Annotated in this window: 11 protein-coding genes; 3 read left to right on the top strand and 8 right to left on the bottom strand. The window is 58.2% G+C overall.

The features are described from left to right. Positions 1–534: 534 nt before the first annotated feature. Both NKJ72_RS29405 and NKJ72_RS29400 read right to left on the bottom strand, forming a co-directional pair. Positions 535–1,044, bottom strand: coding sequence for a GNAT family N-acetyltransferase (locus NKJ72_RS29405; RefSeq protein WP_023679117.1), 510 nt, complete (start codon positions 1,042–1,044; stop codon positions 535–537). Beyond that, entirely contained in the window at positions 1,045–1,329 is a 285-nt protein-coding gene (locus tag NKJ72_RS29400) for a type II toxin-antitoxin system TacA family antitoxin (protein ID WP_352480559.1), read from the bottom strand. 952 nt (positions 1,330–2,281) lie between these two features. Between NKJ72_RS29400 and NKJ72_RS29395 the strand changes: the two genes are divergently transcribed. Further along, positions 2,282–3,247, top strand: a complete 966-nt coding sequence (locus NKJ72_RS29395) for a glycosyltransferase family 10 domain-containing protein (protein ID WP_352480558.1) — start codon at positions 2,282–2,284, stop codon at positions 3,245–3,247. 138 nt (positions 3,248–3,385) lie between these two features. On the opposite strand, the gene NKJ72_RS29390 is transcribed toward NKJ72_RS29395, so the two are convergent. From NKJ72_RS29390 to NKJ72_RS29380, 3 genes are all read right to left on the bottom strand, one after another. Beyond that, positions 3,386–3,742, bottom strand: a complete 357-nt coding sequence (locus NKJ72_RS29390) for a hypothetical protein (RefSeq protein WP_352480557.1) — start codon at positions 3,740–3,742, stop codon at positions 3,386–3,388. Between the two features lie 138 nt (positions 3,743–3,880). Then, positions 3,881–4,099, bottom strand: a complete 219-nt coding sequence (locus NKJ72_RS29385; RefSeq protein WP_502901916.1) for an ATP-binding protein — start codon at positions 4,097–4,099, stop codon at positions 3,881–3,883. Positions 4,100–4,368: 269 nt separating this feature from the next. Continuing rightward, positions 4,369–5,553 (bottom strand): glycosyltransferase family 9 protein, encoded by a 1,185-nt coding sequence (locus NKJ72_RS29380; protein WP_352480556.1) that lies wholly within the window; start codon positions 5,551–5,553, stop codon positions 4,369–4,371. 318 nt (positions 5,554–5,871) lie between these two features. On the opposite strand from NKJ72_RS29380, the gene NKJ72_RS29375 reads away from it, so the two are divergent. After that, a complete protein-coding gene (locus tag NKJ72_RS29375) occupies positions 5,872–6,144 on the top strand; it encodes a hypothetical protein (protein ID WP_352480555.1) in 273 nt (90 codons plus the stop codon). On the opposite strand, the gene NKJ72_RS29370 is transcribed toward NKJ72_RS29375, so the two are convergent. The 3 genes from NKJ72_RS29370 to NKJ72_RS29360 all read right to left on the bottom strand — a co-directional run bounded on the left by NKJ72_RS29370 (position 6,136) and on the right by NKJ72_RS29360 (position 9,809). Continuing rightward, on the bottom strand, positions 6,136–8,202 hold the full coding sequence (locus NKJ72_RS29370; protein WP_023679092.1) for a carbamoyltransferase family protein: 2,067 nt from the start codon (positions 8,200–8,202) through the stop codon (positions 6,136–6,138). The two genes, NKJ72_RS29375 and NKJ72_RS29370, sit on opposite strands and share 9 nt — an antisense overlap. Positions 8,203–9,123: 921 nt before the next feature. Further along, positions 9,124–9,546 carry a type II toxin-antitoxin system VapC family toxin gene (locus tag NKJ72_RS29365; protein ID WP_352480554.1) on the bottom strand — a complete coding sequence of 141 codons (423 nt, stop codon included), beginning with the start codon at positions 9,544–9,546 and terminating at the stop codon, positions 9,124–9,126. After that, a complete protein-coding gene (locus tag NKJ72_RS29360) occupies positions 9,543–9,809 on the bottom strand; it encodes a type II toxin-antitoxin system prevent-host-death family antitoxin (protein WP_023679089.1) in 267 nt (88 codons plus the stop codon). Before NKJ72_RS29360 ends, NKJ72_RS29365 begins: the two co-directional genes overlap by 4 nt. Before the next feature lie 387 nt (positions 9,810–10,196). On the opposite strand from NKJ72_RS29360, the gene tyrS reads away from it, so the two are divergent. Beyond that, a complete protein-coding gene (gene tyrS, locus NKJ72_RS29355) occupies positions 10,197–11,456 on the top strand; it encodes a tyrosine--tRNA ligase (RefSeq protein ID WP_352480553.1) in 1,260 nt (419 codons plus the stop codon). Positions 11,457–11,495 lie beyond the last annotated feature (39 nt).

Raw genomic sequence — 11,495 nt, 5'->3', positions numbered from 1 at the left:
TGGCCGCCTCCCCCCGGCGGTGTGCCCCCCCCGCCGCAAACCCGGGGGGCTGGGGGGCGTACACGCCGACGTCACCGCAATGCCACGCCATTTTGCAGAACTCGACGCACACAACTCCATGCGGGCTTCGGCTTGGCGCGCCGAATGTCTGGACCGGCATCGCGGAGCATGGCGCACCAGTCTCCCACATTGTACGTAGTCGCCATGCTGCCCCTGGCCAGATCGCAAATGACGCACGGCTTGTTCGCGATGGCGAGCTGAAGCACGTTGACGGCGGTGCCGGGCGATGCGCCGTCCCAGACTATCATCCCAAAGTCCGCGCGCCGCGCCATCTCCCGGTCTTTGGCGGCTGGATCCAGTATCCTCTAGCGCCTTAACGAGACGGGACCTGGTAGGCAGCCCAGTCGCCCAGATTATTGCTAGCTTCCTCGCTCTGACCGCCGTCTCCCTCTGGCCCTGAGTGAGGGATCGTCATCCGGCTGCAGGCCGGCGCGCCCGGACGCTGCCGCTGCGGGAGGCGCTACGCGCGTGGAGCTAGTGGCCTTTGTCGGCCAGCCAGAGGCCCACGTCCTGGATCGAGCGCATGAGCACCGACGGATTGTCCCGCGCGGGAATGAAGCCCCAGCTCTGCCAGTAGCGCTCGGCCTCGGCGTCGATCGCCCGCACCACCACTGCGCGGCCGCCGACGATGTCGGCGCCGGCGACGCAGCGATGCAGCGCGTCCTTGACCAGGCCGCTGCCGATGCCTTGTCCGGCATAGCGATGGTCGACGGCGAGTTGTCCAATCAACAGGCAGGGGATCGGATCGGGCGGGCGTCCGGTGCGGATGGCGCGCGGTGCGCTGTTTGGCTGGATCACGCCCGGCGCGAGGCCGTAATAGCCGACGACTGTTCCCTCATCGTGAACGACCAGGACGCGGGTAAAGCCGCGGACCTGGTTCGTTCGCGCGAAGCCGGCCAGCCAAGCGTTGAGCGCCGGCTTGCCGCAATCGAAGCTGTCGAGGCGGTGCGCGTCGTCGAGGAGTTCGATGCCTGAAAGCGCCACCTAACGGTCCCAGGGCGGGGACCGACGCAGCCGCTCGGTCGCCTTCGGCGGGGGCGCAGCGGCGGGGGCTGAGATCGCCTGCATGAAGGCGTCATAAGCTTCCGGGGACACGCGGATGACGGTTTCGTTGAGGATGGCCGCCTGCGCCTCGTGCAGCGCGGCGCGCCGCATGAACTCGGTGCGCGACAGGCCGAGCAGCTCCGCGCCGCGGTCGATGATGGTGAGATCATCGTCGCGAAACCGCATCGAGACGGGTGTTTCCTTCCTGGTGACTGTGGTGGCCATGGCGCGCTCCTGTGCTGCGGACGTATATACGGTAGTGTAACGCGGAACGCAATACTTCGTTCCCTGGTGACGTCTCGTGGACGGATGGCCTCAGGACTCCTCGCCGCATCGGTTCTTCTCGGCTTCTCGCCTGCAATCGCCATTGCCGCAACCCAGAGCAAGGTGGCTTTGGTCAGCTCCGGCGGATGAATTACAGCTTAGGACGCGCATGTGTTCTTATCGGCCGGATGAGCGGCTCCAGAAGCGAAGTCGCTGCCATGACTGTCGCCGGACGAGCCCCGGCTATGCCGAACCCTGATGAACATCTGACGCGATGGCGACTTTCGGGCCGTCACGCCACAAAGGAGGAACGGCTATGAAGGCTGGGCGGCCGGCACTTTCATTCTCAGGCGCCGCTCTATGCCACCTGCCGGCCAAGCGCAGTTGGCGCAAATCTTGAATCTCTCTTTGCGCGGCGGCAGGAGCTGCAATCGCACGTTCGGCCTCACGCAATGAAAGACCGGCACGACCGCGGCACGTGCAGCCTCAGAAAAACCAGTCTGCATTTTATTCAACGGCTTAGCTGCGAGTGCGGCGGCGCGGCGGCGTGCGATGTACTGCAGAGCGGGCTCCGAACTCCTTAGGGCACGCATGCTGCCACTCAACCGGCCTGATCACCACACAAAGTGAGGAAGAACCTGGTTAAGTGCAAAGCGACAATTGCCTCGACGGCGGGTCCCGGCAGGTTTATGCTGCCCAATCTTACCGCAATCCGGAATGGCGATTGAGTACCTTCACGAGTGAAGGGATTCCCGCGGTCTTAGAGATGAGTTGTCGAATGGCGCGAAGTCGCACAGAATCGTGTGTTTGATATCGATCAGGATCGCGAGCTATTTCAGGCGCAAAGAGGTCTTGCGCCCGATGCACAAGTTGCTCCCGGTCCAACGGAAGTGAATGGGGTGGAACTGCTTTGTTGGCCAAATTGTTGACGGAACGTCCGGCGCCCATTGTTGCTACATGTCTGGATTCTTGGGGCGTTTTGGATGATGCAATCCACCAACTCACTCCAAAGGGCAGTGGAATCTGGAACAATGTCGCTTTTGTACGCACGACATCCTTCGTGCCCGATTGGCATATCGTCTTTAACTCTGCTTCTCTTTTTGGGCTCCCTGTTGATATCGAGGCGAGCCCAAACAGGACAATTTTTGCAATCGGCGAACCGCCGACGAAAGCTCATCGCGCATTTCATGAAGGGCAGGGGAAAAATACTATCGTCCTGACGTCTGACGCAGAGCTGGCTGCTCGGCAGAATGCAGCGCGCCGATTCGTTTTGGCTCCACCTATCACTCGGTCTTGGTCTGTAAACAAGACATATGACCAACTTCTGGTCAGCGAAGTCGTGGACAAGCCGCTTCGGCTCTCATGGATTACCAGTAACATCGCCCTGCTTAAAGGGCATCGATATCGGCTGGCGTTTCTGGAACGGCTGAGAGAGGAGCTCGATTTTGACCTGTTCGGCCGAGGTTTTCGGCTGATTGGAGACAAATGGAACGCACTCGCACCTTACCGTTACAGTATAGCTTTCGAGAATACTCGTGCTGATTACTATTTTACAGAGAAGCTTATGGACTGCTTCGTTGCTGAAACAATGCCGATCTATTACGGCAGCCCGGCAATCACGAGGTTCTTCCCTTCGGACTCAATGGTTCTGATTGACCCAGAGGACAAGAACGTAATCCAAAAAATTCAAGAAATCATCAAGTCGGACCTCTGGAAGGAGCGTCGCGGCGCAATACGAGAGGCGAAGCGGTTGGTCCTCGAGAAATACAATACGTTTGCTTATCTCGCGGGCTTCATCGAAGGCGTTCAGGATAAACCCTTACCGCCAGAAATTATACACATCGATTCGCCTGAGGTCGATTTTGGAATAGACGAATGAAGTACTCCAACGCTCGCTTCGCGTGCCCGGCGGTTGGTGGTCTGGCGAGATCGGTACGGAACGCTCGGCGGAGAATGCCTACCTGCGCAGACGGGCCGGCACGGGCGCACGAGGTCATGCGCCCCCGGCTGCCGCTGATCAGACGAACTGGGGAAGGCCAGGAACGGAATTGAGGACCTCGTCCACGAGTTCGTCGCCGGCATGTTCCTTGGCGAAGGCAATCGTCTCGTTGGCGATGGCGGCGATCTTTACAAGGCTGAGACCCTCACTCATCAATTGCTGGCCGAGCCCCATGAGGCCGCCTCCGCCCTCTGGGTCATCGCCATGATACTTCGCCACTAATTCCGACGCTCCGGGAATGGCCTCGATCATGCGCGCAACGGGACCGTCGGCCGCGTGGCGTTGCAGGAAACCCAGCATTAACCCAACGGCCTTCTCTGCGAGAGCCGGGCCGATGCCGGCACTAGTGGCGATGCGCGATAAGAATTCTTCCATGGCAGGGTTCCTAGCTCTTTAATGAGGTTTACACGGGGCCGGTCCGGCGCCCAAAGCGCCCTTGGCCGAACCACAATTGAACCCCACAAAAATAGGCCGGCGGAAGTGCTATTGCAACTGCGCGTAAAACCGCCTTTGTCAACGCAAGCTGCGTCGGACGTGCGTATTTCGCAAAAACGAGACAGTCGTGGAGTGCACCCCTCGACCGAGACAATGACGCGCCAGGGCGAGATCTTCGAACAGACGCGGCATGCGCAGGTAGAGCACGGAATGATCGAGCCGGGCGGCCTGACGTCCGAAGGCGCAGGCCAGCCAAGTCTTTCCGGTGCCGGTCTGCCCGGTGATATGAGGTTTCATGCGCCTTCAGCCAGGCGCCTTGGGCCAGCTGTCGCTTCACTTAATTGGGGTCTCCCTCACTTTGTGTGGTTCATCTGCTGTTAGTGGCGCTGTCGCTATGGACGGGCATGCGAACGAAAACGAAATGGTCGCCCGGCCCAGGGGGTGATATCGCCACTGCGGTCCTTCGACCAAGTCGATTCGATTCTGAATTTCGGCCTTTAGATGTTTGTAGCGATTGAATCAGCGACCAAGATCTGGACAATCGCGGTTATGGTGACCGCGAGCCACTAAGCTTGTGCCGTACCCTTACAATGATTCATCAAGGCGTTTACCTCGGCAATCACGAGATCCGGCGTGATGTCGAACTTGCATCGGACTTTGACCGGACAATGCCGCACTTGGTCCAGACCACACCCGCGACATTCAATAACACTCATAAGCATGCTGACCAGGGGACCTCGAAACCCCCAAATCTCCGGTAGATGTGACGCCGTGAAAATGCCGATAGTAGGGCGGCCAAGCTGGGCGGCGACATGCCCGGTGCCTGAATTGTTCGAAACGACGAGCGCGGCCGAATTCACGAGATAATTGAATTCCAATTCCGACAAGTCGACAGCCGTCCGAATGTTCGCGGCTCCACAATCCCGAGCTATCTTCGCAACCTCCTCAAGCGCTTCCAGGCATTCGCCACGGGCAACGAGGACCACCTCACCACGGGTCGAAAGAGCAGCGACAACTTTGCCAAAACTTTCAATCGGCCAATCTCGCAGGCTGGAATTGGAGAACGGAGCCACGACAATCGGGGCATTGCCTGTAGTCGAATTCTGTGGGTGACCCGCTCCGCTTTCGAAATAGGCAGCTGCCTTTGCGACCAGAAAGAGGAGGATTTCTGACACATGCTGGAGACGCACCTGCTTGCGGTCAATGAACCAATCAAGCCATCTACGAGGGATTTTGTTAGCAAGCCCTATTTTTTGGACCAGCTTGTAGAAGATGGTTCTGCGCAGTTTCAGATTGAATGGCGCTATCGCAATATCGATCTGATGCATGCTGTACGGATCAACTATCGCGGCACGGTGCCTGGCGGGGACTTCAAGCAAGATCGGCCTTGTTTCTTCCGGAACACGCATATCAATGGCAAGATCAAACTCGCCGGTCAGCAGCGGCCTTATGTCGGCGGCTTCTTTGCGCGTTTTGACTTTTGGGTTGCGAGGAAAAAAGTCAAAAGCAATGTGATCGTCGGCGAGGTCGAACTGTTTTGCAGTAGCGATGTTCCAGCTTCCCACCACCAGCGTAATGTGGGCATGCGCAAAACGCTGACGAAGGTCCTTTAGGGCCCCTAGAGACATCCAAAAGTCGCCGACATGATCAAGCTTGAGGACCAAAATTCTCATCCTTGCGCTTGACTGTTCCGGCTCTTCCCAGCTGCGGTATATAATTTGATTGCGGTCGTGCTTTGTAAAATATGCCATTGCCATTCCGAAGATTATACGGTCAACACTGATAGCCAGTGACGCGTGTGTAGGGTTGGAGTGCTCCCCACTTGTCCGCGTCTCCGCAAGAATTCTGCCATCAGATCCAAGCCGCGCTCCAGCAGGAGCTGTCGGGCGAAGTCTGCATCTCTAGCGGTGGTAGCGCGCCAAGAAGCCAGCTATGTCCCGACCCGCAATGTGAAGGGCTTCGTCACGGTCTTGCATGCAGTGAGTTCGAGAAACGCCGAGTAGACGGCGATCGCCAAGCCGCCGTCCCCAGATCTCGAGCATAACGGCAGTGGCCTCGCTCTTTGGTCGATGCTGATCCTGAATGAGACCGTCGCCGCCGGCGACGACATCGCCGGCCGGATTGACCGTCTCCGGCACGCCCTGTCGCTGTGGTCCCGCATCATGGTGGTTAACAAAGGACCCGCCGCAGGCGCTTTTTTCTGCGCGTCCGGGTCGTCCAACATGAAGTGGACGAATCAACCCTGTGATGAAGTCGACCGCCAGCCCGAAGTGAGCAGGGACGCGGCGTCGCTGAAAACGATTATTATCCCAGCATTGATAGCGGCATCGCTATCACGCTGAGAGCCTGTTATGCTGGTCCAGCGTTTGATCGCAGTCTTGATCCGTGCGAGCAGCTTGTGAGGGATGCAACCGAACGAGGCGCTGCTCCCACAGTCGTCGCAGGCCCTCCATCACAGCGTCACGCTTAGCCTGATCCGGCGCAATTGTATTGAGGAGATCTCCCAACATGGCTTCGCCCTCAATCCGCATCAGCAGATTAAACAAGTCGTGTGAAATTCGCACACTGTCACTGTTGAAGTGGGTCGTGCTGATCTCGCAGTGAGTTTCCCGACGATCTGGCGCTTTGTAAGCGCGGGTTTGATGGAGGGACACATAGGGCGGCAACGAAACCGCAAGCGCAGTCCAATCCTGCAGCGTTGCAGCCCGCTTTTTTACCAGGAAGGGCCCGACCACAAGTCCATCCAGCTCTGTCGTCAGAAAGGTGGCAATCGCGTCTGCAACCGAATCCACGATCGGTTCGGCATTGTTGTTAAAGGACGTATTGAGCAGAATTGGAGTGCCTGTGCGCTTCTTGAACGCATTGATGACCTCCCAGTACGCGGGATTGGCGTTGTGCGATACTGTTTGCAGGCGAGCGGTACCGTCGACGTGCGTGATGGCACCGAGCAAGGCGCGCTTTGAGTCACGCACGCGAACGACGAAATTCATGAATGGAAATTCGTGCCTACCGTCCGGGAGGTCGAAAAATTCGCTCGCATCCTCCTCCAGCACAGATGGCGCGAAGGGCCGATAGCCTTCGCGCTTCTTGACCATCGCATTGATCCGGTCCTTGTTTGCGGCGGGCCGAGGGTCGGCAAGAATGCTGCGGTTGCCCAGCGCACGTGGCCCAAACTCCGAACGACCCTGCACCCAGCCGATCACGGCGCCGTTGGCGATCCAGTCGGCTGCACTGCTTGCCACGTCATCAGAGCGTTCAACCTCGAGATGTCCGGCCCATGCATTCAGTTCCTGTTGCACGGCGCGCTCGCTCCCGAGATCAGGACCCCAATAGACCTCCTGCAGTCGCTCACACGGCGCGGGGCGGCCCATCTCGTTAGAGACTATCAGCGCAGCTCCCAATGCGCAGCCAGCGTCGTGAGACGCGGGTTGCACGAAGATGTCTTCGAAAAGCCCTGAATACAGCAGCTTACCGTTCATCGTACAGTTGTGGGCCACCCCCCCCGCCAGGCACAACCGCTTCATGCCGGTGGCCTCACGGTGATGCCGGAGAATGTGGAACACGATCCGCTCAAGCGCTTCCTGCAGTGACGCACTCACATCTCGATGCTGCTGGGTGAAGGGCATTCCCTTTCGCCTGACCTCGATATTGCGGAGCAACGCCGGACCGATGCGGTCGAGGTGAACACGGTAGCCACCGCCGTTGGCGGAGAGCTCGTAGAACTGCTCGAAGAGCTCGCGATAGGGAGCGGGGTCGCCGTAGGGCGCGAGTCCCATTACCTTATACTCGTCGAACAAGCCGTAGCCGAGATAGCGGATCGTCTCGAGATAAAACAGCCCAAGAGAATTGTTCTCGGGGAAAGCCTCGAGTTGCGTAATTTCTGTGCCAGACCCTACCGCCAAGAGGCCCGATAGGAAATCACCAGAGCCATCAATCGCTAGAATGAGACTTTGTTCGAAGCCCGACATTGCAAAGGCGCTCACGGCGTGCGCCTGATGATGACTTACGAATGAAATACGCGAACTGTCCAACTTAGTGCCGAACTCACGCGTTAACAGATCCTGCACCAACGTTTTAGCATCCAACGGAATGGAGAGAATGTCCGGGTGGGATGCGGACATACCTTCAAGCATGGCGTTGGCATAGGGCTCGCTGGCGTAGAGCGCGACACGATCAATGTCGTTGAGCTGAACCCCCGCCGCTGACAGACAGTATTGAATCGAACGAATTGGGAGCTTGTTGGAGTGTTTCATCCGATTGAGGCGTTCCTCTTCGACGGCTGCTATCACCCGTCCGTCTCGGACGAGCACCGCGGCGCCATCGTGCATAAAGGCGTTCCGAAGCTCGAATCGGTTTTCATGGACTTGGTCAAGTCCGCCGCTAATTCCTAGACACAGCATTTCTTTCTCCACATAGTGACGGGCAAGCCAAATTGGCCTGCCTCCGTTTCCAACTAAATAGGCCGCATTGTCGCTTGCAGCTGCAACCGCCTGTCAGGCATCACCGGCATCAAAGAACGCCTCATAAGGGGTCCGCCTGAATCAACATGAGATGCTTCGATCGTGGCGCCTGCCGTTCCATGACGCCGAGAGCTTGGCTGGATCACCGCGCCGTGAACTGGCCCGATTTCATTCCCCGAAAGACCGTCGCACAGCGAGTGACACGTGCTGCACTGTCCACCTGCTTCCCGGTCGCACATCCGATAACGCCTTCGGCTGTGCAGGAGGCCGCATCGCGTCATGCGTCGGCCAAACATGGCACCGACTGGAAGCACGGCAATACCGCGTAGATGTAAAGTGCGCTGATGTTGTATGGTAGCGCTGCCGGCCGGGTCTCCAATCCGCTGCCCAGACGAGCCGACCGGATCTGCCTGCGGCAATAAGCCCGCCCACAAGCAGAATCGCGCTGGGCAGCGGGCTCGCCTGCAAGACTTCGCAGCTCAGGAACATTGGGGACGACTAGCGTCGAACCGCCGACATGGTCGGCCAGTTGCAACTCACTTCTCGGCACGACCTCCACTGCACGTCAGGGCGCATGGAAGATTTTCTCCTTGGATGGGTGATCGGTGCGGACGTGCTTTTGTCCATGCAAGATTTCCGAAGAGTTATGAAATCGTTTGTTTCGATCAAAGTCATCCACGCTATGAATAGCTGACGGACATGCGCTTCAAAGGGCTTCAGGCTTCCTGGATGGCTACTCCGATTTGAAGCGCGTGGCATTCCATGCGCTCTGTCACAACATTTCAGCAAAGGGTATGAGAGCAAACCCACACTTGTTTTTCGAAATTCGCTTCGAGCATTCGGGATGAGGTGCTGGGCGATTCACGCAGTCCACGGATCGAAGAGCTCTATTCCGAAGCCTTCGAAATCCTTCATATTACGCGTTGCCAGAGTGAGCTCCTGGGCAATCGCTGTGGCTGCGATCAATCCGTCCATTGACGTCAGCCCGCGGCCGCGGCGCTTCGCAAGACCCATCAGATCGCCCCAGGCCAGAGCAACCGGCTCGTCGACGGGGAGGACTCTCTGCTCGAAACGCTGAGGCAGGTCTCGGGCAAGCCATTCGGCCAGCGCCTCACGCTTCCGACCCTCGCCCATGAGAGCAACGCCGCGCCGGATTTCCGCGATCGACACCACGCTGATGAACGAGCGATCCTCGTCGAGCTTGTCCAGCCATTCCAGAACGCGTGCGTCCGGCGCCGGCCTTGTCACCTCGGACAGGACATTCGTGTCCAGCAGTAGCCTCACAGCGGCAGATCACGCGGTTCATCGCGTTGACGCTCAAGGTCGAGTTCCGCGCCGCGTAGCGGCGACTCCAGCAGAAACTCCGCAAGCGTACCCTTGCGCACCGTCTTGCGTTGCCATTCCTCGGCGGAGACGACAACGACGCTTGGCCTACCGTTGCGCGTGATCGTTTGCGGCGCCGCCTGCGCACGCTCGATGACTTCCGACAGCCGCGCCTTGGCCCGAGCGACGGTCCAGTTGGCATCCTCTTTTGGAGCAGACTGCATTCTGGCCTCCGTGACCATTGTGACTACGGTGACTATATAAAAATGCATAGTGACCGCAACAGGGGAGGGGGACTTTTTTCTAGAGCCCGGACGCCTTGGTGAGATGTTGTCGCAAAAGTTGAGTTCTGCGACGGTGCAAAAGTCAGTTGCAAAATCGTCGCGACAAAGGCTCGGCAGCTCCCCGAAGTAGCCATTTCAGATTGCTTGCAGGTGCGGATAAAGTCCTTTATGCATCGGCACATGATCAAGTCCGCGCCCATCGCTGCAATCTATTATGCGACGCTTCCATAAGGAGCGGCGCGTTTCGATCATGCCTTGAAACAAGCCGCCGTCAGGCGGCTTGTTCATTGAGAGGACCCCCTGGCGGCAATACCAGGAGGATTCCCTATGGCACTTCCCGATTTATCAACCGGTCATTCCGAACCATGTTCGGCCGCTTTGAAGACGCTCATTGAGCGCGGCTATGTAAATCAAGGGACCGACCTGCCGGGTGTCGATGCCGCCTTTGAATCAGGCGTCGTACCCGCTTACGCTGGTTTCGATGCGACGGCTGACAGTCTTCATGTCGGCCATCTTCTTCTGATCATGGCGCTTCGTCATCTTCAGCAGACTGGCCATAAACCCATCGTTCTCATTGGGGGTGGGACCACCCGCATCGGCGATCCCAGCTTCCGTTCGGACGCGCGGCCGATGCTGACGGACGAGCGGATCGCCGCCAACATTGAAGGGATCAGAAAGGTCTTTGGCCGTCTCCTTGTCTTCGGAGACGGCCCGACGGATGCCGTGATGGTGAACAATGCCGACTGGCTGGACAGCATTCGTTGGATCGACATGCTGAGAGACGTCGGCAGGCATTTCTCCGTCAATCGGATGCTCTCTTTCGAGAGTGTGAAGTCGCGGCTGGAAAAGCAGGAGAACCTGAGCTTCTTAGAATTCAACTACATGATCCTCCAAGCGTTCGACTTCCTTGAGCTATCCCGCCGGACCGGTTGCCGTCTGCAGATGGGTGGAGCCGACCAGTGGGGGAACATCATCAATGGCATCGACTTGATACGGCGGACGGATGGAAAGGAAGTCTTCGGAGTGACTACGCCGCTTCTGACGACTTCTTCAGGTGTCAAGATGGGTAAGACGGCTGCCGGAGCTGTGTGGCTCAACGAAGATCGCCTTTCGCCATACGATTACTGGCAATTCTGGCGTAACACGGAAGACGCTGATGTCGTTCGGTTCCTGAAGCTTTTCACCGATCTGCCGATGGACGAGATCGAGCGATTTGGACAGGCTGAAGGAACCGAGCTAAACGCCGTCAAAGAACGTCTGGCCAACGAAGCTACGGCCCTGGCACATGGAACTAACGCCGCCAAACAGGCGGAGGCCACGGCTAGCCAAGCATTTGGGCAGGGCGAAGCCGCAGAGGGGCTACCGACGCTTCATCTAAATGACGCCGAGGGCTTGGCCGGAGTAGCCCTTGTGGATTTGCTGGTACGCGCCGGATTGACCTCCTCCAAAGGGGAAGCGCGAAGGGCGATCTCGGGACGAGGTGTGCGGATCAACGGCAACTTCGTCGAGATTGATACAATGATATCGTCCCAAGACCTCCCGATCCGGCTTTCGCTCGGCCGGAAGCGCCACACTGTTGTAAAGTAGGGTTTCAGCAAATGCTGTCGCAGAAATTCTGCCCGCTTA

The sequence above is a fragment of the Mesorhizobium sp. M0045 genome (genome assembly GCF_040323385.1).
Classification (GTDB): Bacteria; Pseudomonadota; Alphaproteobacteria; order Rhizobiales; family Rhizobiaceae; genus Mesorhizobium.
The sequence above is the reverse complement of the archived record's forward strand: the minus strand, read 5'-3'. Positions and strand labels throughout refer to the sequence as shown.

What these genes read in the sequence shown, in the direction of transcription:
- NKJ72_RS29400 (WP_352480559.1), bottom strand. Translation starts at nt 1,329, where the DNA reads ATGGCCACCACAGTCACCAGGAAGGAAACACCCGTCTCGATGCGGTTT.
- NKJ72_RS29390 (WP_352480557.1), bottom strand. Translation starts at nt 3,742, where the DNA reads ATGGAAGAATTCTTATCGCGCATCGCCACTAGTGCCGGCATCGGCCCG.
- NKJ72_RS29385 (WP_502901916.1), bottom strand. Translation starts at nt 4,099, where the DNA reads ATGAAACCTCATATCACCGGGCAGACCGGCACCGGAAAGACTTGGCTG.
- NKJ72_RS29380 (WP_352480556.1), bottom strand. Translation starts at nt 5,553, where the DNA reads ATGGCATATTTTACAAAGCACGACCGCAATCAAATTATATACCGCAGC.
- NKJ72_RS29375 (WP_352480555.1), top strand. Translation starts at nt 5,872, where the DNA reads ATGCTGATCCTGAATGAGACCGTCGCCGCCGGCGACGACATCGCCGGC.
- NKJ72_RS29370 (WP_023679092.1), bottom strand. Translation starts at nt 8,202, where the DNA reads ATGCTGTGTCTAGGAATTAGCGGCGGACTTGACCAAGTCCATGAAAAC.
- NKJ72_RS29360 (WP_023679089.1), bottom strand. Translation starts at nt 9,809, where the DNA reads ATGCAGTCTGCTCCAAAAGAGGATGCCAACTGGACCGTCGCTCGGGCC.
- tyrS (WP_352480553.1), top strand. Translation starts at nt 10,197, where the DNA reads ATGGCACTTCCCGATTTATCAACCGGTCATTCCGAACCATGTTCGGCC.